Genomic DNA, 26,772 nt, shown 5'->3' on the forward strand with positions numbered 1-26,772 from the left:
ATCAGGAGGTGGAAGTCTTACTAAGTAAGACTGCTAATTGACCACTATAAATTTACTTTTAATTGTACTTTTAATCGCTTTAACCGGGTTTTTCGTAGCAACTGAGTTTGCTATTGTTAAAGTACGTACGTCAAGAATCGATCAATTGGTTACTGAAGGGAAAAAAGGTGCACTCTCAGCAAAACATGTTGTCAGCCATTTGGATGAATACCTGTCAGCCTGCCAGTTAGGGATAACAGTCACGGCCCTAGGGCTTGGGTGGTTAGGAAAGCCAACTGTGGATGCGCTGTTGCTTCCTGTAGTTCGTGCATTTGCGCTGAGTGAATCCGTAACAACCGTTTTGTCATTTGGAATTGCCTTCTCTCTAGTTACCTTTTTGCATGTTGTCGTAGGTGAACTTGCCCCGAAAACGGTGGCGATTCAAAAAGCAGAAGCGGTTACGCTCTTATTCGCAGTTCCGATTATCTGGTTCTATAAATTAATGTATCCGATTATTTGGTTCCTGAATGGTTCTGCCCGTGTTCTCGTTGGCCTGTTCGGTTTAAAACCTGCCTCTGAACATGAAATAGCTCACACAGAAGAAGAATTGCGTATTTTATTATCTGAGAGCTATGAAAGCGGCGAAATCAATAAAAACGAATTGAAATATATGAACAATATCTTTGAGTTCGACGAGAGAATCGCCAAAGAAATCATGGTCCCGCGTACCGAGATCGTCACGATTTCCATCTCAGATACTCTAAACGATGTTATGAATATTATTAAAGAGGAGAACTACACCCGCTACCCGGTAGTCGATGGGGACAAAGATAATATTCTCGGATTCATCAATATTAAGGAATTTTTAACGGCAAAGCTATTTGAAACTGAAAAAGACCGCGAACTCGAGCTGAATTCTTTTATTAACCCAGTTATCCGTGTCATCGAAACGATTCACATCCACGATTTATTAGTAAAAATGCAAAAAGAACGCACCCATATTGCGATCCTAATGGATGAATACGGCGGAACTTCAGGAGTCGTTACGGTTGAGGATATCATCGAAGAAATCGTTGGAGAGATTAGAGACGAATTCGATGAAGATGAAATCTCGGAAATCCGTAAAATAAAAGATGATCACTATCTTTTAGATGGTAAATTGCTCGTTAACGATGTTAACAACCTATTAGGAACAGATTTGTCGGACGAAGAAGTCGATACAATCGGCGGCTGGTTCTTAACCCAGAACTTCGATGCCGAAATCGGAACAGAGATAGAAGCAGACGGATTTCTCTTCAAAGTTCACGAAATGGAAAGCCACCATGTGCAATATTTAGAAGTTTTAAAGCAATAAGGTGTGAATGAGCCGGATTTCCTTAGGGAGATCCGGTTTTTATGCTTATTTTGGGCAAATTCCTGCTGCACGCTACTTTAAATAGGCTATATGGGCTTTGCGACAGGCGGATTTTTGCCATGGGAGACCTGATTTTGGACTAATGCATCATTGGCGGACATTTATAGGTTGGACATTTTATTTTATGCATCGTTCCTTCTCGTTTATCGATCATAAAAATGGCTTTATTGCCAAACCTGTGTCCAAATCGTGAACTCCCCACCCACCAACCGAAAAGCAAATTACGATTTTTCAAAAAAACCTACAACCTGATCATAGAGCGGATTACATACAACCCGATCCCAAATCTCCATACAACTTCCAGCCCATAGCCCGCTAAAAAGAGCCTGATTCCCCAAAAGGAATCAGGCTCCAACAATCTAAAAGCACTGCAGCGGGAGCAATTCACGAAACTAAGCTTGTACCAATCATAAATGTCCAACCTGGTATGAAGATAGAACCACCAGCCATTGGCTGCCATGAGAGACCTAATTGTGGACTAATGCATCATTGGCGGGCGTTTATCGATCAAACATGGTCATTTATGCATCGTTCATCCTCGTTTATCGATCATAAAAATGATTTTATTGCCAAACCCGTGTCCAAATCGTGAACTACCGCACCCACCAACCGAAAGGCAAATTACGATTTTTCAAAAAACCTATAACCTATCCAAGAGAGAACTTCAAATAAAAAGAGCCCGATTCCCCATAAGGGAATCAGGCTCCAGCAATCTAAATTTAATCTACCCCAGGCCAACCAAATCCTGCAGCTCACCAGTCGACAGCTCGGTAATCCAGCTGTCGCTCTGGATGATTTCATCGTTCAATGCTTGTTTTTTCTCAAGCATGGCATCAATTTTCTCTTCAAGTGTGCCGGTTGAGATCATTTTATGAACATGCACGAAACGGCTTTGGCCGATGCGGTGCGCACGGTCAGTGGCCTGATTTTCAACAGCGGGATTCCACCAGCGGTCATAGTGAATAACATGGTTTGCTGCGGTCAGGTTCAATCCAGTTCCGCCCGCCTTAAGCGATAAGAGGAAGACCGGATATTTGCGGTCCTGGAACCGGGCAATCATTTCGTCCCGCTTCGCTTTAGGCGTGCTGCCATTCAAGAACGGCACTTCAATGCCATACTTATCGTTCAGCACTTTGCGGATCATGTCACCCATCCCAATATACTGGGTAAAAATAATGCAGCTTTCATCCTGCTCGAGGACCGAACCAACGAGCTCGACGAGTTTTTCCATCTTCGCAGACCGGTCGATCAACCCGGATGGCTTTTCTTCCTTCAAATAAAGGGCAGGGTGGTTGCACAGCTGCTTCAGGCGGCTCAGCATCTGCAAAATCAAGCCCTTGCGCTGGAAGCCGGTCAGTTTTTCAATATCGGCAAACGTATCGCGTACCAAATGCTCGTACAGCGAAGCCTGCTCCGCGGTCAGCGGGCAATATTCCTTCTGCTCTAGCTTATCCGGCAAATTGAGCGCAACCTCTTCATCCTTCTTTGTCCGCCTTAATAAAAACGGCCGGACTAATGCCTGCAGGCGAGTGATCCTTGCTTTGTCGCCTTCTTTTTCAATCGGTAAAATGAATTCCTTTTGAAAGCGGCCAGCACTGCCGAGATACCCATGATTGATAAAATCGAAAATCGACCACAGCTCGGACAGGCGGTTTTCCATCGGTGTCCCAGTCAAAGCAACAAAATGCTTGCCCTTTAAGCCGCGAACCGCACGGGATTGCTTTGTTTCCGCATTTTTAATATTCTGCGCTTCATCAATGGCAACCGTGCTCCACTCAAACTCTTCAAGACTCTCAAAGTCCAAGTGCGTTAACCCGTACGAACTCAGCACGATGTCCGCTTCCCGGGCAGCTGCTTCAAACTCTTCACCCTTTAAACGGGTCGAGCCATAATGCAGGTATACCTTGAGACTCGGCGCGAACCGCTCAATTTCTTTTTGCCAGTTGCCAAGCACAGAAGTTGGGCAGATGATCAGCGCCGTGCCGTCACCTTCTTCATCCTTCACCGACAGCAAATACGAAATCAGCTGAATCGTTTTTCCAAGTCCCATATCATCGGCAAGACACGCGCCAAACCCGTGCTTCCGTAAAAATAGCAGCCAGCTCATGCCAAGCTTTTGGTAAGGGCGGAGTTCACCATGCAAGCCTTCAGGCACTGGAGCTTCGGGAATTTCCTTTGTTTCCGACAGTTGGCGCATCATTTGCTTCCAGTGCCGGTTTAATTCAATCTGAATCCGCGCAAACGAGGCGTTATCATGCAAATCAGATTCAAGCTTCTCCTCATCTGGAACAAGCTCCTGGCTCAACAGATCGCGGATTTGCAAGCCTTCGCGGTCGGCTTTTTTCATCAAATCCTGAATCTGCTTAATAAAGCCGGGATCAAGCTTGACCCACTTGCCCTTAATATAGACAAGACGCCGCTTCTCGCTGACAAGCTGCTGGAATTCATCCTCGCTCAAGTCAACGCCATTCATCGAAAAGCGCCAGTTATAATCAAGCATCGCGTTTAAGCCGACAAACGACGGCCGGTGGCTCGCCTGGCCCTTCAGACGCGCTTTTACCTTGAGGTTTGCATTCTTGATCGCTTCCCACCAGGATGGAAGGAGAATTTCAACACCAAGCGCAATCAAGGTTTCGCTCGACTCCGTTAAAAACTGCCACGCATCTTCTTCCTCTAACCGGCTTTTCAGATGGCCATCCTCATCAAGTTCAGGCAATAGCCTTAAAATCCGCGCCTCATCACGATCAATTTTATGATCATAGCGATCCCAGCCAGCCGGAAACTCACCATAATCTTTAGCCGAAATCATCACGTCCGGATTGTCTTTCCCACGTAAAAATAATGACAAGGTCCAGTCAGTAGCATCTTCCTCAGGCTCCTCCAGCCGAATCCCAACAGTAAACGGAGCGGGATCCTCCTTAAGACCAATCCACTCAAGCCAGCTTTCTTCCTCGAAAAAAGCAGCAAGCTGACGGGACGAAAGCTGACTGTTCCGCAGGACATCCAGCTTTTCGCGCAGCAAGTATTTCATCGCCCGATTTTCGTTAAAATAAGACTCCAGCGCATCGTGGAACAAATTCTCCATGAACGGGCGCGTCTCAATTTCACCAGTCCCAGTTTCAACAGATTCCTCCCAAAACGAGGGGCCAAATTCATCCTCAACCCGCTCAGGCAGCCTCCAGCGGAATTGTTCCTCGCCGAGGCCGTTAAAATCCGGGAACCATTCTTTTTCAATAATCGCATCATAAATCGCATGGCTCGAAGCCAGGCAGGTTTCCGCAAGCTCATTCCAGTCCCACTCAATCATCCGGTTAAAGCCCTCGCTCGAGAACAGGGTGACAAGCTGCCAGCCGCTCAGTACAACGCCAGGCACGCCGTCTTGCTTCGTCACCTCGAGCACTGTGCCGTAATAGCTTTCTTTATGGCTGTGGAACAGAAGCTGCTGCCATCTGGCAGGATCTAGCTTCTTTCCATGATAATTATCTGCACTCAGGAAAAAGCGATCTTCATATGGCTGCACATTTATTTTTAAATAGCGTGTTTTAATCATCGATTAGCTTTCCCTTTCTGCATTCTTCATGGAAGGCCTTAAGCCGTTTCGTCCGAACGAGGAGCGTTTCCATAAATGCTTCCCACTCATCCATTTGCTTCACTTTTTTATAGAGAGTCCGCAGCTTCTTCATCTGGCGGACAGCCTGTTTGTAATGGGTGCGGCTTTTCATATCAATCTGCCGCTGAATAAATTGGTGATAGAGCGGAAACAGCACCTGAGGGGCGCGTTTGCCTACCTCTTTTAGCTGATCCTTTGAAATCATCGTCACATCATAGCCGGCCATCGTTTGGAGCTCAGCCCATTTATCAAATGACTCAGCCTCCGCTAAAAATTCATCATACTCCCAGTAGCTGTAGGGAAGGGCATGAATAAGCGCCCGCTCAAGCAGGTCAGCACGGCCCGTTTCCCGGCACGCCGGCTTGATCAGCCGAATCATCATTTTGGCAAAATCACGGCTTTTATAATAATGATTAAGCTCAGCTAGATAGCCCTCTAAGCGCTGGACGCACAGCTCGGCATACGGAATCAGCCGCGTCCACGCCCGCTGCTCACTAAGCTGCTCAAGCCAGTACAGCATATAGGGAAGAGCATTGTTATTCATTTTTGAAAGCAGTTTCAGCGCCTGCTCATCATTTCGGGAGAGAAAATCCTGATGAATCAGCCCAAACGGCTCCAATCCGGCTGATCCCTGTTGGATGACAGTCTCAAGCCGGTCCCGTTCCGCCTCGCGCCATTCCGTCTTTTTCAGCACATCCGACCAGAGCGTCCGGTAAAGGAACATTCCTTCATATTCAAGCGTTTCACTAACATCCAATAGCAGGGCTGCATCCTCAGCAAGCCGCTGTAAAAATTCATCAAACGAAAACGGCAGTGTCTGAAACGACAATTTATCAGCTGCATTTTCGGTATCCTCAATGAGAGAATGAAACAAATAGCGATAATAGCGGCTGACCGTTTCATCATCATAGCCAAGCTCACCGGTAAACCGTGCAAGCCTGTTCAAGGAATACACTCCGCTCACAAGCTCATAAAGAATCCGCCACTCCTTTTCAACAGGTGCTGCAGCGCGCAGCTTCCGCAAATAGGCCTGGAACAAATCAGGGATTACATACGGTTTTGGCGCGCCCTGATCCGCTAAAATCGAATCAAACGTTTCCTCAAAAGTGTTAATCCAATTATCATAAGAGGCCTCAAGTGAGTTCGCTGATTTCAGCAAATCCTTAGCTCGCTGCACTCCCCACGTTTCAGCAACATTTTTTTCGCGCAAGGGCTTGCGCCAAGCTTCAACCCACTCAGACACACTGCCTGTTCGTGAATAAGCCTGAAAAAACGCCGCAAGACGATGACGGCAAAACGCTTCTCCTGGACACGAGCAGCGGCTGTCTTCAGGGTTATGTAAGTTGATGCTCGCCGCCACAGGCGTCACATCCTGGACACCCGCTTTAAGCATATCTCCATCAATTCTTGCAAAGCTGACCACACCTTGGCGATACAGCATCAAGCCCTTTTGGACAAGTCTTACATCACTTTCATTTTCCGGCTGAAGCATTTGTGACAGTTTTTCCGCGGCAGCCTGAAGCAATTCGGCTTGGGTTTCTGTAATCGGCGCCATGAATCATCTCTCCTCGTTTCCGTAACTATCCGAAAAATCCTTATGCACTAACGTCTTGCCTTAAATACTTTATATTAACTAGCTAATTATTTTCAGAAATATACTTCTTCCTTATTTTTACCTATAACCAAAAAATCCATATTCCTTTATTATACCCAAAAAGGACCATTTTGAGGAGAGGCAGTGACAGTTTTATGAAGAAGGAAGGGATTTGTGCTAGAAAGGAGGAATAGATTTAATATGCAAATTTTCCTTTGCGAATTTTTCCGTAAACCTTGTTTCTATATAACAAGTGCTGTCGTTGATTTCCGCTCCAGGATGCTCGCTTTCCGCGGGGCGGCTGGAGCGGAAATCAACAGCATCGTTTAAACGCTAAACAAAAATGACTTGGCAGTTTTGCCGTTTTTTCTAATACATACTTGGAGGAAAACACACATGAGGGTACTTACCCAGCTTCAGCGCGGCCTGTTTCAGCCCAAACTATATACGTACCGGCTTCAAAAGGAAGAAGCGTGGTCAGGGCTTTGGAAGGGTGTGCTGCTCTTGACTATAATCAGCGGCTTAATTTATGGATGGAGTGCATACTTCGGAATCGGATCAGAATATTTGTCCGGAAATTTGACCGAACTCCCGCCCCAAGAATACGAAATGCACAAAACCTTATATATGGCTGGACAAGTTCTTCGGGGTCTCTTTTACGGCACAGCGATCCTACTGGCACCTGCTTTGTTTTTCTGGGCCCTGACTGATATCGCGCTAAAGCCGCTAATCAGCATCCAGATGCTTGTTCTCGTTATTCTGCTTTTTGAAAAATTAATCCTAATTCCTATTAATCTTTCAATTGGACTGGCGGAAGTGTCATCACTCTTTTCGCTCGGCCCGATCGCCCAGGCGCTCATGGACAACCAATTTATCATACTCTTTTTTGCTGGAGTCACCTTGTTTAAGCTGTGGGCAGTTATTATTCAGTACAGATATATAAAAGAACTGGCTACTGGGAAAAGGCCAATTATGATCCTCGTGATAGTCCTCGGGCTTAACCTTGTGCTCTGGCTGCTAGCCGCTCTCTTTTCATTTGTTCAATTTGAAAAAATCATCTAGTGGGGAGGAGGGAGATCATGAAAAAGATTTTTTTAACAGCTGCAGTCATATTAATAGCAGGAAACCTTTATTTAATCTTCAAAACGAACAGCCCGGTTGAGCGCTCCTCCTACATAAAGGACTGGACGGAGGTCACCAGAGGAAATATCACGAAAACCTTGAATGCCTCGGGTGTCGTCGCACCTCTTGAGGAGCAGTTTGTTTATTATGATGAAAATACCGCTGATTTTAAAAAATTTCTTGTTAAAAAAGGTGAAAAGCTTATCCCAGGAACGCCATTGTTTGAGTATGAATCGAACGAACTTGATGCCCAGCGTGCCGAGCTTGAGCAGGAGAACGACCAGCTTACGAGAGAATTGGCGCTAGTAGATGATCAGCTCAATCAGCTTACCTATCTACAAACTGTTGCGGCCTCCCAGCAAAGTACAAGCATGCCGGTAACAGGCGATGGGTATGCAACTGAGCCGAACAGTTCCGAACCAGACCTGATGCTCGCCTCTATTGAAAAAGAAATCAATGATATCGAACGCAAACAAAGCAGGATTCTTTCGGAGATCGACCAGAACGGAGAGGAGCTGCTCGCACTTGGCGATGAAGGTCCACTACAGGTCACAAGTGAAACAAAAGGACGGGTAAAAGAAATCAGCCATGAGCTCGAAAATCCAATTTTAACGATCATTTCCGAAGCTGTAAGGGTAGAGGGGATATTCACTGAAACTGACTTAAAAAGAGTGGTTGAGGGAATGCCGGTCTATATTTCTGCTGATATATTAAAAAAGCGGGCTAAGGGGACGCTAGGCAAGATTTATTCGTTTCCGGAAGAAGATGCTTCCGTCGATAGGGAAAGCCGCTATCCGTTTATCGTCAGGCTCGACGATGAGGAGTTGGACATCATCAAGGGAACCCATGTCTCGGTCTCGGTCGTGACCGATGAGGTACTTGACGTCGTCACACTGGGTGAGCGGAGTGTTGAGATAGATGGTAATGCGAGCCAAGCCTATGTGCTCACTAGCGCAGGAACAATCGAACAGCGCGAGCTTAGTACAGGACTTTACCATAACGGCACATACCAGGTTAAAAAAGGCATCAAAACCGGTGAAATGATCATCACCGACCCAGCCAGAATCAAACAAAACCAAGCGGCCTTCATCACCCCGCTCAAAACAGCCGACCTCCAACAAAGCACCTTCGCCAGCCAAACAAAAAAAAACCTTCTTAGATATGTAGGAATAGCCTTCCTCAAATGAAAAAAAGGTGACAAAAAGGTGACAGGCACCATCCAGTTTTCTGGATGGTGCCTATCACCTTGTTTGTGTTTAGAACTTGCTAAGCATAATGGTTACGAGTGCGCTTAGGATCATGGTTAGTAAGATAAGTGAAAGGTAGAGAAACTGCTGGTTTCTCTTTTTCCGGCGCATTTTTGCTTCCGGTGTAATCCATGCATATCTAGACATCAAATAAAAACTCCCTTGCAATTTGATGGCAGCTGGCTGGCATGGTCTCAAGAGTTTGTTCAATGCTTTGCACACGATCGATGTTCCAGTGCCCAAAAGCAGGATTCTCTTAAGACAGAAGCCCCTGTAGCTTTGCGTCACCACTTTTCAGTGAGTTTGCCCCATAAATATAATATCGGTAACTAACACCAATAATCAACAGCAGCAGTCGAAATAAGTCGAAAGGACTAAAAAGGGTGACAGGCACCATCCAGAAAACTGGATGGTGCCTGTCACCCAAACCCAATCCCAAACCAGAACTCATACTTGTTACTTAATGAGTTCTCTCATGACAAATTGTGCGCTGACCCAGCCTTTTGTTCCGTTTGGCAATTTCACTTCGTACCATGTTTTAGAGCTGTCCATGGAAAGTGTGTTATCGGCTTTTAAGACAAGGTGCACGTAGTCATTCAGCGAGTAGGAGCCAATGATCGCGTGAGAAGTAGATGCGCCGCTCCGGATGTTAAGAGAAGCCGCGGTCACTCTTCCAAGGTTCAGAACCTGCATGTACGAGCTGTAAGATGCAAAACTAATGCTCTTTGTCCAATACACAGTTCCGTCGACACTCAGCTTCACCCAATAATCATTCGATTTTTCGAGCATCGTAAATTTCGTGCCAGCTGTCAGTGTTCTAACGGTAGCCGTGCTTCCCTTGCTAGTAACCAAAGCCAAACTGCTTTTCGCAATCGCGCTGATTTCTGGGAAGATGTCACCGCCGGCAGGCTTGCCAGGTACAGCTGGAATCGATGTATTCGCAGTCGCTTTGCTATAGTATGCTTTATCGAATGGAAGCATGTTCGTCATATGCTGGGCAATTTTAAAGCCCCATTTTTCATCACTTGCATAATAGAAGTTCATGCCTTCACTGCTTTCGTTTATGCGAGTATTGCTCATCGTCTTCGTCGTGTAGCCAAGATGGTAGCCTTTGAACTTCCAGTTAGCAGGGTTCAAATAGGTGGCCTTTAACTCTTGGGCAATATATTGAATGTTCGCATCGATGCTTTCAAAACGGTAGGCTCCAACGAATGGCGCCAGATCGAACGCACCAAATCCAAACAAATTGTATTTGCCAAGCGAAATGGTAGATGTTCCAAAGCCGCTTTCATGGACGGCATGTGCGGCAAGGAACAGCGCATTCACACCATACTTGTTTCCTGCATCAATAAAGACTTGTCCTTTACCAGTCAATACACTTGGTTTTCCGCGAGCACCCAGCTGAATATAGTTATTGATTTGTGCAGCCGTCACATTCGACTGAGTACGCACGTCAATGAACTGATAGCCTTCACGGCTGTCGACTGGTGCTCCCGTTTTAACTTGCTGAACATAGGTGCCAAACACATAGCCCGTTTTTCCGCCGTAAACAATCTTGTACCAGTTATTTGACGTTTTATGGGTCGGAACCACAAACGTTCCCTGTGGAATCACACCAAAGCTGGTAGCCGCTGAATCGGCCGATTCCCTGAAATTCAGGTTAGATGTAATCAGGTGAGTCGCCTTTGTGATCGCTTGCTCGGTAAAAGCTTTATCCTCCGCAGCAGGCGGCTCTTCAACCACTGGCGGAGCGATAGCAACCAGGTATGAACCGGAAACATAACCAGTTTTCCCGCCATAAGTGACCTTGAACCAGTTATTTGATGTCTTGTGAGTAGGGACCACAATCGTATTCACCGGAATCTGTGTTAACACATTCTGGATCGTAGCATCAGGCGTTGACCGTACGTTAAGGTTAGCTGTCACACGGTAGTCTGCAGCTGCGATCTGTGCCTCTGTAAAGCTAGGATTCTCGGCTGGAACAGTTGGTGTCTCAGGAGGAGAAACAACAACAGGCTCCTCAACAACCGGTGGCTCTATCACCTCAGGATCTTCCTGAGTCAAATACTTTCCAGACACATAGCCGGATTTTCCGCTATATGAGATTTTGAACCAGCCGTTTGCTGTTTCATGGGTTGGAACTACCTTTGTATCCTTAGGAACGACAACCAAGACAGCTGTCCCGGAATCTGGTGCCTCTCTTAAGTTTAGGTTCGCTGTGACAACATGGGTGGACGCAGCAACCTTCTCTTCGGTAAAATTAACCACAGGTTTTGTCTCCTTCACAGCTTCTTGCTGTAAAAACGTTTTGTATACATACCCTGTTTTACCGTTCCATGTTACTTTTAACCAGCCACTCGATGTTTGGTGGGTAGGGACGAGCTTTGTTCCCTTTGGCATCATGCCAAGCGACAATGAACTTGTATCAGCATACTGTCTTAAGTAAACAGCAGATGTTGTCAGTTGAGTCCCGGCAGTGATTTTTGTTTCAGCAGGGGCTTTAAAAGTGGTAAAATCCTTGCTGAAAAAATATCCTGTTTTACCTGCATATGAAACCTTAACCCAATCGCCGATCCTTTGTGTAGCCGACACAACTGCGCCTTGCGGAATTTTTACTAGTTTGGTATAAGCATTGCCATGAGATTGATAGACATAGGTATCTTTAGCTGCTTTAAAATCAGTCTTAGCGAAAGTGGTAAACGCCAGCGAGTTTACGTCAGTGCTTTTTACAAAAAGATTCTTGCCTTGGAAAGAGACGCGGTACCATGTTTCCCCAACACTATTGACAACCTTTTGCGTGGAATACAAACCATTGTTAGCTGCTGCACTGCTGACAGCTGCTTTCTTTGTATCTGGTGTCGAATGCAGTTTAGCCGTACCCTTTGTGAAAAAGTAAGTCCCTTTTAAAGCGGAGTATTGGTAAAATTCCTTCAAGTAACTGCTGCTGACCCAGCCGGATTTGGATATTTTCTTTCCTTTAGAAGTGTAAGTGTAGGTCACTTTATTCCATGACCCAATTTTTTCTCCTGTTGTAACCGTTTTGCCTTTTGGAATCGTCAGTACCGTTTTATAGCTTGTACTAGCGCCAGTCCTCATATTAAGGTTGGTCGTTGTTTGGTAGGTTGTAGTCGGAACTTTTACAGTTGTGCTTAATTTCGTTACTGCAGGTGCTTTCTGAGCAACAGGCTTTATAAAAGAACCGCTCACCCAGCCAGTCTTCGTGACATTTTTACCGCCAGATTTGTAAGTATAAGAAACCTTGAACCAACTGCCTGTTTTCTCAGCAGAGGTGACTGTTTTCCCCTTTGGAATGGTCATTACACTTTTAAAATTTGTGCCCGCACCGCTCCGCATATTCAAGTTGGCAGTAGTCTGATAAGAGGTCTTTGCAAATTTAACTGTTGCCGTTGCTGCTTCGACAGTATTGATTCCTAGCTCCGCATATGGTGCATAGGTGCTCCCAAGCAAAATTCCTGTCGAGAGGATGACAACTTTCCCCATGTGTTTCATTCATTCACGCTACTTTCTCCCTAATTTTCCAAAAAAACCAGCTGCTGCAATTAAAAGTATGAAAAATTAATAGATTCGTACTAAAAAGGGAGCCATCCATCCTCTCACTATGTAAATTTAAGTTTATTGTACTTATAATATCGGAATCTAGATATCATATTTAATAGGTGGAAAACATTACCTGATCCGGATTTTAGTAGGGTATATGTTTAAATGTGGTACATAAGTCCCGTTGATTTGTCGAATAAAGTAGAGGGAATACAGCAATTTCAGTCGATCTTGTGTACTATTCAGTTTTTTTGAAGTTTAATAGGCGAAAAGAACTATTTTTTAAGAAACAGGTTTATTGTCCAAGTTTGCGGGTTTATGGCCCCGCGGAATCCAAAAAAAAGAGCGAATCCCCAAGATTCACCCTTCTTCATATGTTTGAACCCTCATTCGACGGGAAAAGATAAGAAACCTACTAATCTAGCAAATGAAGACTTAACCTGTCTACTTTTTAGTAAAACCGTTTAAAACTATCAAAGTGTTTCTGGTAATAAGGACTATTTAGGTTAGACACCATCACGCCGCCGCTGGAGTTGGCGTGAATGAACTCATCATTACCAAGGTAAATGCCAACATGGGAAATGCCCCGCTTGTATGTATTTTCAAAAAAGACAAGGTCGCCAGGCTGAGGCTGATCAACATAATAGGATCGGTTAAAATAGCCCTCAGCAGAAAAGCGGCCCATTTTCATTCCAGATTTGTTAAAGACGTAATAAATGAAGCCGCTGCAATCGAAGCCGGCTGAAGTGCTGCCGCCCCAAACGTAAGGAACCTTGAGGTGCTTAAAGGCTTCTGCAATCACTTCATTTGCCTGTGAGGCTGGTTTGTCATTTGACACTGGCGCAGCAACTGCTTTTGTTCCATCGCTAACCTTCAGGGTTTGTCCTACAAAAATAAGGTCAGAGCTTAATCCGTTCCACTTCTTTAATTGGGCAACTGTCACCCCGTGCATTAAGCTGATCTTTCCTAGCGTATCTCCGCCAACAATCTTATAAGAAGCTGCTTCGGCCGGTTTTGTTTGGACAGGCACAGCAATGACTGGTGCAGCCGGCTTATTAACAACAGGAGTGGCAACTGGCTTTGTGGCTGGAGCCGAATCAACAGGAGCTGTTTGGCCTTTGGAAACGATCAGCATTTGTCCAGGATAGATCAGGTGGCTTTTCAGGTTATTCCACGCATTCAGATCCGCCAATGAAATCTTATGCTTGCTGGCTATTTTGCTCGGCGTATCGCCGGAGACCACTTTATACTTTTTTACATCGGCGGTAGTGGATTTAGTCGTCGTTGGAGTTGGACTAGGAGTAATAGTCTTTGCCGGCGCAGCTGGAATTGAGACCGATAACGTTTGATTGATAAAAATAAGATCAGAGCGCAGTTCGTTTAGCTTTTTCAGCTCAGTGACACTTAGCTTGTACTTTAAAGCAATATGGGAAAGGGTTTCTCCCTTTTTAACAGTGTGGGTATCCGCAGACACGGCTGCTGCATAGGCTGTTGATGAAAGGATAGCGAAGGCGGCGAGAGAGACAACTTTTTTCTTCATGTGACAACGTTCACTCCTTTTAAATCTAGTAATAAACATATATTACCATGGAACCGACAAAAGTTTTCAGAAAATATGAAACTTGTTGGAAAAAGTTACAACTTTCGTATGTTTCAATAATTTGTCAGAAAATAACTTGGAAACTTATTTACATTTCCTTCGAATTATAATAAACTAGGTCTATTGTTTGACCGAAATTAGGAGGCACCTGTAAATGAACAAGACAGAAACAACAGGTAATCAAGAACTTTTCTACAACCTTCTCAAAAAGACCTATGAAAAAGGGACGACCGACAAAGAGATCACCGTCCAAAAGGTTTTGGAAGATTTAAGATTAGAGCTGCAAACTATCTATGCTGAATAGCGCAAATACCATCCCATCCTCAAATATCGAGGGTGGGTTTTTTATGCCCTTCATCTACTCTTTTTCCCACTTCGATTCAAAATAGAAAACCATAAAATACATTATTAGCGATGTAAAAAATAGTACAGATACTGCGACGAATAGCAGCGTTGATTTCCGCTTCGGGCAGTCGCTTTCCGCGGGCAACACTTCAGCTTCCTCGGAAGAAAACCGCTTCCTGCGGGATCTTCAGTTGTTGCTTTTCCCGCTGGAGTCGACTGCCCTTCGCTCCAATCAAGTTGCTATTCATTTATAGATGCAACACTAGCGAAGGAAATACACGAAGACTCCTGCGGGATAGCGAAGAAGTTGAGACCCCGCAGTGAGGGACGAACGAGGAGGCTCAGCTCGAGCCCGCGGAAAGCGTAGTGTATTTCCGGAGCGGTAGGTATTTTCGCAGCAGAGTCAATGGAAATAAAAAAGAGCCGTGATTTCTAATAGGCGAAATCGACGGCTCTTGTTATTTTAATTTATAAGGTAAATTCGCAAAACTATTGTCTTCTTGTTAACCGAACCTTGAGTCTAAGGTTTAGGTGTGTGTTCTATAACCGTTTTGCACCTACATATCTAGCTTTCCAGTAGGAGTTTGAAAGACTATCGATTTTGACTCCTTTAGTAACGGAGTGAACGACTTTATTATTTCCAATATAAATGGCAACATGGGAGACCCCTTTTGAGCTGGTATTAAAAAAGACTAGATCACCTTTTTGCAGTTTGTTTTTAGCTACACTTTTCCCTGTTTTGTACATCGCTGCTGCGGTACGGGGAAGAGTTTTGCCGGCTTTCTTAAACGAATAGCCAACCAGTCCGGAACAATCAAAGCCTTTTGGAGTAGTGCCGCCCCATTTATAAGGCTTTCCAATATATTTTTGTGCAATATTCGCCGCTGAAGTACTGAATGAAGCTGCTTCTGTTTGTATGCTTCCAGCTAATCCGCTAAAAAGTAACGTAAAACTCAATAAAGTAGCAATTAATAGTTTCTTCATAAGGTCCTCCAGAGCGTTAGTAGTAATAGACTTTTAATATAAAATAATAATCTCATAGAATTCTGACAATTTGTGAGACATTTTGATAGCAATTGTGTAACAAATATATTACAGAATTCGCCAAAATAGGCGACCCAAAATAGGTGACAGGCACCATCCAGTTAACTGGATGGTGCCTGTCACCTGGAAATAAACTGGATTTTATTGTAAAATAAGAGGTAGGGAGGAATGTGAAAGGGGAGGTTTAATGTGGTTGTTCTATTATGGCAAGCTTCGTTTGTGTTATCGATTGTGGCCCTTTTCTACGGGTTTGTTAGTAAGTCATGGATTGCACTGGTAGTCAGCTCTGTGGCGTTTTTGCCCATTGCTTATTATTTCGCTGGTGCAGAAAACGCGCTGCAATTAGTTGCGCTAACACCAGTCCTATTACTGGCTGCAGCCTTTGTTTTCTGGAAGAAGTCAAAGAGAGATAATAACATTACCGTCAACTAACTGGTTATGTGGGAAGCACTAACCAGAAGGGAGCATTCAATGAAAAGCGAAGAGATAATTGCACAAAAAATGAGCTTAATTGCATGGGCAATTCCTTTAAAAGAAATCCCAAATGACCTATTGTTCAAACCATTCCGGGAAGGATCCTGGGGAACAGCAGATGTAATCTCGCATTTTATTTCATGGGACGACTTTCTCATAAAAAATAGAATTACCTATCTTTTAAAAGGGGAGAGTTTCCCAAAAATAGACGTGGACCCAGATGCAATTAATAAAGAGGCATCAAATTATGCCAGATCAGGCATTTCTAAAAACGATCTAATAAATGAATTCATATCCACTCGCACCGAACTTGTCGCCCTGCTAGGAAAAATCCCGGCAGAAAAATTCAATCAGCCATGTCCAGGCATGGAACACATAACACTAGCCGATTACTTCAGCGGATTAATAGAACATGACACCAAACATAAAGAACAAATAGAAGCACATCTTGAATAGGTCACCTTTTTTGTTGGGGTTGCCATTGGCATATAAAAAACCAACCTCGTGGGACATAGGTCGGTTTCGCATTTCTATGAATTTGGGGACCCGGGCGGATAGTAATAAGGGGGAACTTTTATCCAGCCACGTTTCCGCATGAGCGTTTTTAAGGTGGCCCCAAAGCTTGCCCATTCTAAATAAAATTGCAGCCAGATTACGCCAATATCTGTTCGGAGCGCATCGGATTGGCCTTTGGCACATGTCCGCGAGCATTGCACAAGCTTAAAAGCGATTCCATTGGCTATCTCATCGTCGGTTAACTTTACCCCGAGCGGGATTTCCTTTGAATTGGAATTGGGTTTCGCTGACGTTACGTCAGGCAGCGGAATTCCTTCCTGTCTCATAAATTGACTTAACTTTTTCACATGGCTCTCACATACTTGAATCACATCGGTTAGCATTTCTTTTATCTCGTCATCGGTTGTCGTATTGAGCCCAATTTCTTCATAGCGGATGAATTCCTCAACCATCGTAAGGTACTTCCAGCAATCGCCGGCTTCGATGATGTTGAGCGGTGATTTTGGTTCGTCTGTATTATCAATCGCCAGTTTTAGCGTGTTCCAGGCTGCTTCAAATGGATTAGACATCTTTCGGACCCCTCCTCACTATTATAATTTCCATTTAATTGTTAAAAATGTAAATAAATTAGAAAAATCGCACAGCTACCCTTCGACAAAAATTTTCTCCTGCCATTTATGATAGGCGTAGATCACAAAGGAAAGGGTATAAATGATTAAAAAATACTGCCAGGGTTCCAAATTTTTATAGTGGGCAATGCCTAGTTTTCCTAACAAAGGCAGGCCAACGAAGCACATAAAAGCATCCATTAATAAGTTGACGAAAGCATATAACAGAAATTTATCGTAAGTGAACCGAAAGATCCAAAATGTTCCGACTCCAAACAAGCCATAGGCAAAACTGACATCGATAATATTACCCCAAGGTATGATGTATTTCTCAATTACCCACCATTCATACGAATACGCAAACAGAAAAATTATCGTCATCAAAAAGGCTGTCAAAATGGTGACCGGCATAAACCTTCTGATTACTTTTTGTGAAGTAAAAAACAAACTGGCCCAAGGAAGCAAGAATACGATGAATTGAATTACTTTTAAGGACATTTCATAAACTCCCCATATTTAAAATAAGTTCATAGGTAGTTTCTTCTATCTATATTGAATATATTCAAAAGCTTCCACCTGTTAGGCAAAATGGCTTATTTCTTGAATTTTAAGTTTAATGCCGCATAGAAAGGCAAAGGGTAAACAGGGAGGTGAGACAAATTGAGTTTAATGTACAGATGCCGTAACTTTCCTAAATCTGGTGTGATCCTTCTTCCGGTACGCTGGCGACGGGCATTTGGGTTTTCGTGTGGTGAGCATGTGGACGTGGTGAAGGAAAACGATGATATTATCATTAAAAAAGCTGACTACCGCACCTTTGATCATAAACGCTATATTTCTGAAAAGGGCGGAGTTAACATTCCGAAAGAAATTAGAAGTCAGCTCGATCTAAACCAGGAAGATGAATATTGTTTATATGTAGAGCCCGATAAGAAACAGTTTGTTGTGGCACTGGAAACGGAACAAGACGAAAGGTCTCATTAAATTTTTGCTGAAAACATTTTTAAAGCCATTAAAGAATTCCACACATAAACTATTCCCTCTGCTCAATGTTCCCATTGGGCTTTTTGGCTTTGCGTGAAGCGGAAAGCACCAATATTTTCTACATCTTAAAAGCAACACTCGTGGGTATTCTAACCAAGAAATTGTGAGCATCATGCCAATGTTTTGCGGACATTCATTCAGATGCTCAGCTTTTACTTAACCATAAAAGGGGCGGAAATAGTGAAAATTGTAGTAACAGGAGCAGCGGGGAAGATCGGTCGATGGACGGTAAGAACATTACTCGAAGCGGGTCATGAGGTGACAGGCTCGGATAAAAAATTGCGGGAAGAATCAGCATCGAAGAAATTCATTCAGGCTGAACTCCGTGATTATGGCCAGGTTTGTCAGCTGTTAGCGGGCTGTGATGCGGTCGTCCATCATGGGAACATTCCAACGGATGTAAGAAATACCTCACAGGCGATCTTTGAGAACAATATGCTTGTTAATTTTAATATTCTCGAGGCGTGCAAGGATCTCAAAATTCCGAAGCTGGTTTGGGCTTCTAGTGAAACGGTGCTCGGGTATCCGTTCAAAGGGGATCAGCTAAGTTACCTTCCTGTTGACGAAGAGTCGCCAACGGTTGTGAAGTCATCCTATGCCATGGCGAAGCGTCTGACTGAAAATCTTTCGGAAATGTATCATAAGCTTGTTAAAACCCAGGTCGTTGCACTGCGTTTTGCGAACATTTACGAACCTGATGAGTATGAAAAAATTCCTGGCATGCACTGGACTGAAAAGCAAAAGGATATTCAAAAGAAAAATGCCTGGGCATATTGTGATGTCAGGGACGCTGCCTATGCCTGTCTGCTTGCGGTAGAAAAGAATAATCTCGGGAATCAAATTTTCCATATAACTGCACCGGATACAATCATGCCTGACCTCAGTCAGGATTTAGTCAAAAAGTACTTCCCGGATGTAGCGATGAAGAGGGATGTAAAAGGGTATGAAACCCTGATGTCAATCGACAAGGCCAAGGAAATCCTCGGCTATGAACCGCGCTACACATGGCGGAATGTCTTGAACAAGGATGGGTCACTCAAGGCATTGCCGGAGGACCAGCTATCTTTAGCTAATATATAAAAGAAGAAAGCCGGACCAATTAAATGGTCCGGCTTTACCTTATGCTGCTGGCGTTACTTCTGTTTCATCTTCAACAGGAGAACTAGGTTGTTCTACCCCAGGCTCTTCACCAGCAGGCTGCTCCGTTTCCGGCTCCGGCTCTGGTGCTATCTCTGGCTCAGGATCCGGAAGTGGCTCTGTTTCAGGTTCAGGGATCGGCTCCGGTTCTGGAACCGGCTTCTCTAGTTCCGCCAGCTTCGCTAAAATTGCCATTTTCTTATCCAATAACAGCTTCTCAATCAAAGAGTATGTTTTAAACTGGCTTGGGTTCTTTGCCTTTGCTGCTTTGCTCGTGTTTTCAAGCGCAGTCAGCTTATCAAGGTTAGCCCTTACGCCGGCTGCATCTCCATTGGCAGCCTGCTTCTCAATAACAAGCGTCAAGCTATACCGCTGAATTTCGTAGCCAGTGTTCTGAACGATCACCTTCGCCGGCTGTGTATACTTATTCCCGGCCAAAGTGCGGACATTGATGCCATACATTTTATTCAAAGTTTCCTGTGTAGCGGTAACTGACGTGTTCAGCTGCTTCTGAGCATTGATCGTTGTTTGATCAAGCTTACCAGCCTTAAAGCGGTTTTCAAGATCAACCGTTTGCTTCACAAGCTTATCACCTGCAGCTACTCCATCCATAAACAGCTTAGCTCGGGCAGTATACGTGTTAATGCTAGTATAGTAGCCATTCAGCTTGCTGCGGTATTTCGCCGGAAGCTTTGCGGACCTAGCAGATAGCTTTTTAGTTTCTGCTACAACAGAATGGTATTGATCTTTAAATGTTTTCGTCACTTTTAAATCACTAACGGTTTTAACATTCGTTTGGTATGTTGTTTGCAGTTTGGCTGCCTTCGTCTGTAATGTTTTCAGCTGTGCCGTCTGCTTATCGGTTTCCTTCTTCATTTTCACATCATATAGCTTCGCACTTTCCTGGGCCGTGTATAAACCGGTGGCCTGATTTTGTTTCCAGACGCCAGACCATTCAGAAAGTGGCGGGTTGGTTTCATACACATAGCGTGAAATTTCTGGTGTAAAGCCAGGCTTTTTCTTGGCTTCGATAAACCAGTCGGTAAAACCGCCACCCGACGGATTCTTGCCTGGATAGACTAAACGATAGCCGGTCATGCTGCCGATTTTTTTTGCATACACATGGTCACGTATAATTCCAGTATAAAATTTGCCCGCTGCTATGATAGGCAACCGCCATCTCTGGATCAATTTCGGCGACCAGCTTTAAAACTGCTTTTACCTCAACAGCGCTTTCTGGGGTTTTGCCTTTAAAATTTTTATAAGAGGGAGCAGTCGGTCCTTTTATTGCTTTCCAGCCGGCATTGTATTGACGGTTCAGATCGACGCCCTTGCCGTTTGCTTTCCAGCGCTTAAAGTTTTTGCTGCCTGCGTTCATCTTAATCAACGCTTTATGATCCTTTTTCGGGAACGCCTTTAAGCCTTCCTGCTGAAGCGTGACTCCATCAGGATTGATCATTGGCATAAACCAAATCGTTGTCGAGTTTAGGATTTTTCGAGCATCATAGCCTTTTATTTTCGTATTCTTCTGGTAAGCGGCTGCATATTGCTCGATCATTACCATATTCAGAGTAGTTGTCATCCACTCCCTGGCATGGTGGGAGCCGTTGATAAACACAGTTGCAGGCCCCTTGCCGAGCGACACCGCATAAAGATTGCGGCCATATTCCGATTTGCCGACAACTTTCACGTGAACAAGATCAGGGTATTTCTGTTTAAGCTTATTAATGTCATTGATCATATCATGGTAGGAATAGACTTGATTCGGATTAACGATCGTCGAACTCGCAGCACTGACATCTCCGATGAAAAAGAACTGAGATAATGAAAAAATAATAGCAATGAACAGCAATTTAGCCTTTTGCAATGTTTCTCCTCCTAAAAATCTCTCTCTCGTACTATCCTACTCTGAAATTAAATAGTCTAATAGGTAATCAGCCCACACCTGGTGGCCCATTTCATTTGGTGCGCTTGGCTCGCCCGCTAAGTAGTTCTTCAATTCCTCGTCATTCATATCTGGCCAGGCTTCCCAGTGATTTAAATAGGGAACCTCGATCTTTGCGGCGTACTTTTCCAGGGCATTCACCTGAACAGGGTAAAAATTAGCCTGATATAGCGGGTAGGGAGGCTGCAGCACAACTACAGCTTCAGGGTTTGCTGCGATAACAGCTGTAATCGTTTCATTAATATATTCATGCGAATGCTCAATCCGGACCTTTCCGTTATCGGTCAGGGTGAATGGCTCCCATATAAGGAAGTCCGGCTCTTCAGCGGCTATTTTCTCGTGCCCACCGGAATCGACAAACTCTCTCGTCGTCGTTTCATAGCTTTTCAGCTGAACCTCAACTGTTTCCCCAAATGTATTCTCCAGCTCGTCCTTAACCGTCACGGACCAGCCGCCTTCATCCACACCCATAGCCGGAGACCCCATCAGCACGATCTTGAACACACGCTCCTCTTCAAGGGCAGTCTGGTAGGCTTCACGTGCCGCCTCAGGCCAATTTTCCGTTAAGGTATACAGCGAATTGGTCTCAGCAAATACATCTAGCGCTTCCTCACCAGAACCGCTCTCGGCATCGGCCTTCACCGTTTCTCCTGAAAAGGTCGTTTTTTCTTTCCAATGTAAATTTCCCAACAGTAAAATAACCCCACATGCAATCGTCAGTAATACCATAAATAGATTTTTCATTATGTAATAGGCACCATCCTTGACTTTCAAATAATTGTAAATAATTCCATGTGTAAAAATACCTTTTAATAGAGTTCCAAGGGGTTTAGAATAAGTTCGTAAGGGTATATAGACAAGTTTACCAAAATTAAGCTAATAATCGGTAATTTATTCAAATTTTTGTGCTATAATTTGACAGGATAATTTAATAGATTAACAGGAGGCACTCATGGAAGAAACAATAAGTTTAAAAGAGCTGCTGCAGACGCTGAGAAAACGAATGGTGTTAATTGTAGCGATTGCACTTACAGCAGTCATAGTAAGCGGGGCCGTTAGTTTTTATTTCTTAACGCCGATCTATCAGGCATCAACACAAATTCTTGTTAACCAGTCTAAAGATGAACAAGCTATATACAATCCCAGTGAGGTACAAACCAACCTGCAGCTGATTAATACATATAACGTGATTATTAAGAGTCAGAGAATTCTTGATATCGTTATTGAGGATTTAGAGTTAGATATAACTTCAGGTGCTCTGAACAGTAAAGTTACGGTTGCGAGCGAGCAAAATTCCCAGGTGGTAAATATATCAGTTCAGGATGAGTCGCCTGCCCAGGCAGCAACCATCGCGAATACAATCGCCAACGTCTTCCAAGAAGAAATTGTCGAAATCATGAATGTCGATAATGTCAGTATTCTCGCAAAAGCAACAGTTGCGGAAGGGCAGTCGCCAATCAAGCCGCAGCCACTCTTAAACATCGCGATCGCACTAGTTGTCGGTTTGATGGCCGGAGTTGGTTTGGCTTTCCTATTAGAATACTTTGATAATACAGTGAAGAACCAGCAAGATATTGAAAAGGTTCTGGGCTTGCCGGTGCTTGGTGTGATTTCGGTAATTGACACCAGTCAAATTGAGGATATCAAATCTAGAAGAGCAGCCAGGAAGGCTAGAGGAAAAGGGGAGTCGGCCGATGTTTAAGAGAACACCGAAAACAGCAGCGGGAGATCAAAAGCGGAAGCTCGTTACGGCACTTGACCCGAAGTCACCGATTTCAGAGCAATACCGGACAATCCGGACGAATATCCAGTTCTCGGCTGTTGATGAAGAGGTTAAAACGATTATGGTTACTTCTCCTGGGCCGGCTGAAGGGAAGTCAACCACAGCTTCCAACGTTGCCGTTGTTTTTGCGCAGCAAGAGAAGCGGGTTCTGTTAGTCGATGCGGACTTGAGAAAGCCGACCAGTCATTACACGTTTAACATGACGAACACATTTGGATTAACAACCGTCTTATCCAAGCAAGTATCCTTGGAAAAGTCGCTCAATAAAACCGATATTGACAATCTGTTTGTGCTGACAAGCGGACCAATACCGCCCAACCCAGCCGAATTGCTCGGATCCAAAGCGATGAGTGTGTTTCTGGAAGAAGTAAAAGAGAAATTCGACATCATCGTATTCGATACGCCGCCGATGCTGGCTGTAACGGATGCCCAGGTTCTCGCGAATCAGTGTGATGGTGTCATTCTCGTTGCATATAGCGGAAAAACGGAAATCGAAGAAGCAAGTAAGTCGAAAGAACTACTTGTCGCGGCAAAAGCAAAGCTCTTAGGTGTTGTACTAAACCACAAAAAACTACAAAGTTCGGACTATTATTATTACTACGGGAATACAAAATAACCAAAACCCGACAAAATGGGTACTGTTTACTGGGTGATTGGTCTGGTAAAGTTTAACTATTATGACGGAACCCCTGCAAACCTAGGGGCATAATGCACTATATTTCTTCAATCGACAATTATCGACAAAATACCACCCTTTACCGAGAAATGAGCCGATGGTAGGATGGTAGAAGGAATTAGTATATTTACATTTTACTGGAAATGAGGGATTGCGATGATTGACATCCACTCACATATTTTGCCCGGGATTGATGACGGGGCGAGGAATATGGATGAGAGCCTAGCAATGGCACAAAGAGCGGTCCAGGAAGGGATCCACACGATAATTGCAACCCCTCATCATAAAAACAGTATGTTCGATAATCCCGCTGCGATCATCCTTGAAAAAACGCAGGCGCTGAACAGACGGCTTGAAGAGGAAAAAATTCCGTTAAAGGTGCTGCCTGGCCAGGAGCCGGCGATCTTCGGGGAATTGCTTAAGGACTATGAGCTGGGGGAAGTTTTAACCTTAAACCAAACCCAGTATGTATTCATTGAACTGCCGTCAGGACATGTGCCAAGGTATACCGATCAGCTACTTTATGAGCTGCAGTTAAAAGGTCTGGTTCCAGTAATTGTTCATCCGGAACGGAATCAGGAAATCATCGAACGTCCTGAGCTTTTGTATAACCTGGTGAAAAAGGGCTCACTTGCCCAGCTGACAGCTTCAAGCATTAGCGGAGTTTTTGGGAAAAATATCTCAAAATTCTGCTTCCAATTAATTGAAGCTAATCTGGTGCATTTTATTGCCTCAGATGCCCACAATGTAAGAAAGCGCACCTTCAAGATGGCGCAGGCGTTTGACATGATCGATTCACGCTATGGAGTGGATATGGTGTATTTGTTTCAGGAGAATGCTGAGCTTTTAATAGAAGGGCTTAATGTTTACAAAGAAATACCCCAACGAGTAAAACAGAAAAAGTTTTTAGGGCTTTTCTAGAACTATTTTACTAGACTGGCATAGCAAAATCTTTCAAAGGTTTGTCAGCCAAACTGACCGGTGATGTCTCCTATCCGTTATAAAAGGAGATACTCGGCCATGCTGTGGGAAGCAGAATTTGCAAGCCTTAGACGCGTTTGTCGTCGCTGGTATGGTGTGAGGTTGGGTTTAATGCCCTTTTACATATAATTATAAATATCTAATGAAAGCACGTGTCAAGACACGTGTGTTTTCATTAGATATTTATTTTTGGACTATGTATTTTAGTTTGTAAAAGTTTTTTTACTGGACTACTAATTTAATAAGGAGGATATGGATGAGTTACCGTAAACGGTTGTTGTTCTTAGCAGGGTTGGATTCATTAATCGTTCTTTCTGCCATTTATTTAGCTTATATACCCCTTCATCCGTCAATTGAAACCTTTAGCTATGAAAATCTTTTGGCAAGTGGTCTTGTGTTGTTAATCACTCATCATTTCTTCGCCTCTGTTTTTCTGCTGTACAGCAAGGCGTGGCAATATGCGAGTATCGGCGAGCTAACCGGAATTGCGAAGGCTGTTACGCTCTCGATTGCTACTGTAACCGTATTTCAGTTCTTAGCAGGTTTGCCGATTTACGGGCGGGCTTTGGTAACGGCATGGATGCTGCATGTGTTATTGATTGGCGGTTCACGGTTTGCATGGCGTATATACCGGGATAGCTACATGAAATCAAACAAAGATATGAAAAAGGTGTTAATCATCGGAGCCGGCCAGGCGGGGACATTAGTTGTCAGGCAGCTGCTGAATAACCAGGAGATTGGCTTACAGCCTGTGGCGTTTATTGATGATGATTCAAGAAAACATAAACTTCATATTCTTGGCGTGCCGATTGCCGGCAAAACAAAGGATCTTGTTGCAGTTGTTGAAAAATATCAGATTGATTTGATTGTGATTGCGATTCCTTCTTTAAGTAAAACGGAATTAAATTCAATTTTTGCTGAATGCTCAAAAACGAAAGTGAGAACACAAATTATGCCGAGAATTGAAGATGTAATGCTTGGGAAAGTACCGGTTAGTTCCTTCCGTGATGTTGAAGTTGAAGATCTCTTAGGACGTGAGCCGGTCGAGCTTGATATCGAGGGTATTTCCGAGTATGTCTCTAGGAAAACTATTCTTGTCACTGGAGCGGGTGGTTCAATCGGCTCAGAAATCTGCCGGCAGATCTGCAAGTTCGCTCCTGAAAAAATTGTCCTTGTCGGACATGGCGAAAACAGCATTTATCTTATTGATATGGAATTGAAAAACCAGTATGGAGAGTTCATTCAGATTGTTCCGGTGATTGGCGATGTTCAGGATCGGGAGCGGATGTTTGAAGTGATGGACGAGCACAGACCGGATGTTGTTTATCATGCTGCGGCTCATAAGCATGTGCCATTAATGGAATACAATCCAAAAGAAGCAGTGAAGAACAATGTGTTTGGAACGAAGAATGTGGCCGAAGCTGCTGATACATTTGGTGTTGCTACCTTCGTGCTCGTGTCTTCCGATAAAGCAGTTAATCCGACGAATGTAATGGGGTCAACCAAGCGGATTGCTGAGATGATCATTCAGCAATTGGATAAAACAAGCAACACACGATTTGTGGCGGTTCGGTTCGGAAATGTTCTCGGCAGCCGTGGCAGTGTAATTCCGTTATTTAAAAAGCAAATTCAGGCAGGCGGACCGGTTACGGTTACCCATCAGGATATGACGCGCTATTTCATGACCATCCCAGAAGCATCCAGGCTTGTGATTCAAGCTGGATCATTGGCGCGCGGCGGCGAGATATTTGTGCTTGATATGGGTGAGCCGGTTAAGATTGTCGACCTCGCTAAAAACCTGATCAAACTGTCGGGCTATACTATAGAAGAAATCGGGATCAATTATTCCGGATTACGGCCTGGAGAGAAGATGTTCGAAGAGCTGTTAAACGAAAAAGAAATCCATCCAGTGCCAATCTTTCCAAAGATCTTCATTGGAAAAGCGGTTTTGGATCAGGAAGCTGAGATCAGTTACCTACTGGAGCGGTTTGATAGCTTGGATGCGAATGAGATGAAAGAATATGTCATTAACTTGGCTAACCGGAGAGACAATCAGATATATTTGGTGGCGAAGTAGAAAAGTTACAGAGGGAGC

General features: G+C 44.1%; 23 protein-coding genes. 12 read left to right on the forward strand and 11 right to left on the reverse strand.

Annotated elements, in window-relative coordinates:
- Positions 1 to 37: 37 nt before the first annotated feature.
- Positions 38 to 1,333 carry a hemolysin family protein gene (locus tag HRJ06_RS17735; protein ID WP_174734299.1) on the forward strand — a complete coding sequence of 432 codons (1,296 nt, stop codon included), beginning with the start codon at positions 38 to 40 and terminating at the stop codon, positions 1,331 to 1,333.
- A 784-nt stretch (positions 1,334 to 2,117) separates the two neighbouring features.
- On the opposite strand, the gene HRJ06_RS17740 is transcribed toward HRJ06_RS17735, so the two are convergent.
- Positions 2,118 to 4,943, reverse strand: coding sequence for a DEAD/DEAH box helicase (locus HRJ06_RS17740; protein WP_174734300.1), 2,826 nt, complete (start codon positions 4,941 to 4,943; stop codon positions 2,118 to 2,120).
- The gene (locus HRJ06_RS17745) at positions 4,936 to 6,558 is read right to left on the reverse strand and encodes an SWIM zinc finger family protein (RefSeq protein ID WP_174734301.1); all 1,623 of its coding nucleotides are present in this window, start codon (positions 6,556 to 6,558) and stop codon (positions 4,936 to 4,938) included. The genes HRJ06_RS17740 and HRJ06_RS17745 overlap by 8 nt, the downstream gene beginning before the upstream one ends.
- A gap of 435 nt (positions 6,559 to 6,993) precedes the next feature.
- Here HRJ06_RS17745 and HRJ06_RS17750 point away from each other — a divergent pair, with 435 nt between their 5' ends.
- Positions 6,994 to 7,659 carry a hypothetical protein gene (locus HRJ06_RS17750; protein ID WP_174734302.1) on the forward strand — a complete coding sequence of 222 codons (666 nt, stop codon included), beginning with the start codon at positions 6,994 to 6,996 and terminating at the stop codon, positions 7,657 to 7,659.
- A gap of 17 nt (positions 7,660 to 7,676) precedes the next feature.
- A complete protein-coding gene (locus HRJ06_RS17755; RefSeq protein ID WP_174734303.1) occupies positions 7,677 to 8,906 on the forward strand; it encodes an efflux RND transporter periplasmic adaptor subunit in 1,230 nt (409 codons plus the stop codon).
- A 69-nt stretch (positions 8,907 to 8,975) separates the two neighbouring features.
- Here HRJ06_RS17755 and HRJ06_RS17760 read toward each other — a convergent pair whose 3' ends face one another.
- The 3 genes from HRJ06_RS17760 to HRJ06_RS23535 form a co-directional block, all read right to left on the reverse strand.
- Positions 8,976 to 9,113 (reverse strand): hypothetical protein, encoded by a 138-nt coding sequence (locus HRJ06_RS17760; protein WP_174734304.1) that lies wholly within the window; start codon positions 9,111 to 9,113, stop codon positions 8,976 to 8,978.
- A gap of 309 nt (positions 9,114 to 9,422) precedes the next feature.
- Positions 9,423 to 12,467 carry an SH3 domain-containing protein gene (locus HRJ06_RS17765; RefSeq protein WP_174734305.1) on the reverse strand — a complete coding sequence of 1,015 codons (3,045 nt, stop codon included), beginning with the start codon at positions 12,465 to 12,467 and terminating at the stop codon, positions 9,423 to 9,425.
- A gap of 508 nt (positions 12,468 to 12,975) precedes the next feature.
- On the reverse strand, positions 12,976 to 14,064 hold the full coding sequence (locus HRJ06_RS23535) for a C40 family peptidase (protein ID WP_174734306.1): 1,089 nt from the start codon (positions 14,062 to 14,064) through the stop codon (positions 12,976 to 12,978).
- Between the two features lie 214 nt (positions 14,065 to 14,278).
- Between HRJ06_RS23535 and HRJ06_RS17775 the strand changes: the two genes are divergently transcribed.
- Positions 14,279 to 14,428: a YwzD family small protein gene (locus HRJ06_RS17775; protein ID WP_174734307.1), complete on the forward strand. Its 150-nt coding sequence runs from the start codon at positions 14,279 to 14,281 to the stop codon at positions 14,426 to 14,428.
- Positions 14,429 to 15,009: 581 nt separating this feature from the next.
- Here the strand turns inward: HRJ06_RS17775 and HRJ06_RS17780 are convergent.
- On the reverse strand, positions 15,010 to 15,453 hold the full coding sequence (locus HRJ06_RS17780; protein WP_174734308.1) for a C40 family peptidase: 444 nt from the start codon (positions 15,451 to 15,453) through the stop codon (positions 15,010 to 15,012).
- Between the two features lie 249 nt (positions 15,454 to 15,702).
- Between HRJ06_RS17780 and HRJ06_RS17785 the strand changes: the two genes are divergently transcribed.
- Together HRJ06_RS17785 and HRJ06_RS17790 are read left to right on the forward strand one after the other, a co-directional pair.
- Positions 15,703 to 15,945, forward strand: coding sequence for a hypothetical protein (locus tag HRJ06_RS17785; RefSeq protein ID WP_174734309.1), 243 nt, complete (start codon positions 15,703 to 15,705; stop codon positions 15,943 to 15,945).
- A 39-nt stretch (positions 15,946 to 15,984) separates the two neighbouring features.
- A complete protein-coding gene (locus HRJ06_RS17790; RefSeq protein ID WP_174734310.1) occupies positions 15,985 to 16,443 on the forward strand; it encodes a DinB family protein in 459 nt (152 codons plus the stop codon).
- A gap of 74 nt (positions 16,444 to 16,517) precedes the next feature.
- Here HRJ06_RS17790 and HRJ06_RS17795 read toward each other — a convergent pair whose 3' ends face one another.
- Together HRJ06_RS17795 and HRJ06_RS17800 are read right to left on the reverse strand one after the other, a co-directional pair.
- A complete protein-coding gene (locus HRJ06_RS17795; protein WP_174734311.1) occupies positions 16,518 to 17,072 on the reverse strand; it encodes a DUF3231 family protein in 555 nt (184 codons plus the stop codon).
- Between the two features lie 75 nt (positions 17,073 to 17,147).
- Positions 17,148 to 17,609 carry a hypothetical protein gene (locus tag HRJ06_RS17800; RefSeq protein ID WP_174734312.1) on the reverse strand — a complete coding sequence of 154 codons (462 nt, stop codon included), beginning with the start codon at positions 17,607 to 17,609 and terminating at the stop codon, positions 17,148 to 17,150.
- A 162-nt stretch (positions 17,610 to 17,771) separates the two neighbouring features.
- Between HRJ06_RS17800 and HRJ06_RS17805 the strand changes: the two genes are divergently transcribed.
- A complete protein-coding gene (locus HRJ06_RS17805; protein ID WP_174734313.1) occupies positions 17,772 to 18,095 on the forward strand; it encodes an AbrB/MazE/SpoVT family DNA-binding domain-containing protein in 324 nt (107 codons plus the stop codon).
- Between the two features lie 240 nt (positions 18,096 to 18,335).
- Complete coding sequence (locus tag HRJ06_RS17810; protein WP_174734314.1) at positions 18,336 to 19,235, forward strand: NAD-dependent epimerase/dehydratase family protein; 900 nt, start codon at positions 18,336 to 18,338, stop codon at positions 19,233 to 19,235.
- A 39-nt stretch (positions 19,236 to 19,274) separates the two neighbouring features.
- Here the strand turns inward: HRJ06_RS17810 and HRJ06_RS17815 are convergent, their stop codons facing one another.
- The 3 genes from HRJ06_RS17815 to HRJ06_RS17820 are packed head-to-tail and all read right to left on the reverse strand — an operon-like array spanning position 19,275 to position 21,981.
- Complete coding sequence (locus tag HRJ06_RS17815; RefSeq protein ID WP_242035287.1) at positions 19,275 to 20,483, reverse strand: hypothetical protein; 1,209 nt, start codon at positions 20,481 to 20,483, stop codon at positions 19,275 to 19,277.
- Entirely contained in the window at positions 20,419 to 21,159 is a 741-nt protein-coding gene (locus tag HRJ06_RS23360) for a M14 family zinc carboxypeptidase (RefSeq protein ID WP_242035288.1), read from the reverse strand. Before HRJ06_RS23360 ends, HRJ06_RS17815 begins: the two co-directional genes overlap by 65 nt.
- Before the next feature lie 36 nt (positions 21,160 to 21,195).
- Complete coding sequence (locus HRJ06_RS17820) at positions 21,196 to 21,981, reverse strand: SGNH/GDSL hydrolase family protein (RefSeq protein ID WP_174734315.1); 786 nt, start codon at positions 21,979 to 21,981, stop codon at positions 21,196 to 21,198.
- 208 nt (positions 21,982 to 22,189) lie between these two features.
- Here HRJ06_RS17820 and HRJ06_RS17825 point away from each other — a divergent pair, with 208 nt between their 5' ends.
- From HRJ06_RS17825 to HRJ06_RS17840, 4 genes are all read left to right on the forward strand, one after another.
- Entirely contained in the window at positions 22,190 to 22,939 is a 750-nt protein-coding gene (locus HRJ06_RS17825) for a YveK family protein (protein ID WP_174734316.1), read from the forward strand.
- The gene (locus HRJ06_RS17830) at positions 22,932 to 23,636 is read left to right on the forward strand and encodes a CpsD/CapB family tyrosine-protein kinase (RefSeq protein WP_174734317.1); all 705 of its coding nucleotides are present in this window, start codon (positions 22,932 to 22,934) and stop codon (positions 23,634 to 23,636) included. The genes HRJ06_RS17825 and HRJ06_RS17830 overlap by 8 nt, the downstream gene beginning before the upstream one ends.
- A gap of 216 nt (positions 23,637 to 23,852) precedes the next feature.
- Positions 23,853 to 24,617, forward strand: coding sequence for a tyrosine-protein phosphatase (locus HRJ06_RS17835; RefSeq protein WP_174734318.1), 765 nt, complete (start codon positions 23,853 to 23,855; stop codon positions 24,615 to 24,617).
- Between the two features lie 316 nt (positions 24,618 to 24,933).
- The gene (locus HRJ06_RS17840; protein ID WP_174734319.1) at positions 24,934 to 26,754 is read left to right on the forward strand and encodes a nucleoside-diphosphate sugar epimerase/dehydratase; all 1,821 of its coding nucleotides are present in this window, start codon (positions 24,934 to 24,936) and stop codon (positions 26,752 to 26,754) included.
- Positions 26,755 to 26,772 lie beyond the last annotated feature (18 nt).

It is taken from the genome of Mesobacillus harenae (genome assembly GCF_013343715.1).
GTDB lineage: Bacteria > Bacillota > Bacilli > Bacillales > Cytobacillaceae > Mesobacillus_A > Mesobacillus_A harenae.

Coding starts and splice junctions, on each gene's coding strand:
- HRJ06_RS17740 (WP_174734300.1), bottom strand. CDS start 4,943: ATGATTAAAACACGCTATTTAAAAATAAATGTGCAGCCATATGAAGAT.
- HRJ06_RS17745 (WP_174734301.1), bottom strand. CDS start 6,558: ATGGCGCCGATTACAGAAACCCAAGCCGAATTGCTTCAGGCTGCCGCG.
- HRJ06_RS17750 (WP_174734302.1), top strand. CDS start 6,994: ATGAGGGTACTTACCCAGCTTCAGCGCGGCCTGTTTCAGCCCAAACTA.
- HRJ06_RS17755 (WP_174734303.1), top strand. CDS start 7,677: ATGAAAAAGATTTTTTTAACAGCTGCAGTCATATTAATAGCAGGAAAC.
- HRJ06_RS17760 (WP_174734304.1), bottom strand. CDS start 9,113: ATGTCTAGATATGCATGGATTACACCGGAAGCAAAAATGCGCCGGAAA.
- HRJ06_RS17765 (WP_174734305.1), bottom strand. CDS start 12,467: ATGGGGAAAGTTGTCATCCTCTCGACAGGAATTTTGCTTGGGAGCACC.
- HRJ06_RS23535 (WP_174734306.1), bottom strand. CDS start 14,064: ATGAAGAAAAAAGTTGTCTCTCTCGCCGCCTTCGCTATCCTTTCATCA.
- HRJ06_RS17775 (WP_174734307.1), top strand. CDS start 14,279: ATGAACAAGACAGAAACAACAGGTAATCAAGAACTTTTCTACAACCTT.
- HRJ06_RS17780 (WP_174734308.1), bottom strand. CDS start 15,453: ATGAAGAAACTATTAATTGCTACTTTATTGAGTTTTACGTTACTTTTT.
- HRJ06_RS17790 (WP_174734310.1), top strand. CDS start 15,985: ATGAAAAGCGAAGAGATAATTGCACAAAAAATGAGCTTAATTGCATGG.
- HRJ06_RS17795 (WP_174734311.1), bottom strand. CDS start 17,072: ATGTCTAATCCATTTGAAGCAGCCTGGAACACGCTAAAACTGGCGATT.
- HRJ06_RS17800 (WP_174734312.1), bottom strand. CDS start 17,609: ATGTCCTTAAAAGTAATTCAATTCATCGTATTCTTGCTTCCTTGGGCC.
- HRJ06_RS17820 (WP_174734315.1), bottom strand. CDS start 21,981: ATGAAAAATCTATTTATGGTATTACTGACGATTGCATGTGGGGTTATT.
- HRJ06_RS17825 (WP_174734316.1), top strand. CDS start 22,190: ATGGAAGAAACAATAAGTTTAAAAGAGCTGCTGCAGACGCTGAGAAAA.
- HRJ06_RS17830 (WP_174734317.1), top strand. CDS start 22,932: ATGTTTAAGAGAACACCGAAAACAGCAGCGGGAGATCAAAAGCGGAAG.
- HRJ06_RS17835 (WP_174734318.1), top strand. CDS start 23,853: ATGATTGACATCCACTCACATATTTTGCCCGGGATTGATGACGGGGCG.
- HRJ06_RS17840 (WP_174734319.1), top strand. CDS start 24,934: ATGAGTTACCGTAAACGGTTGTTGTTCTTAGCAGGGTTGGATTCATTA.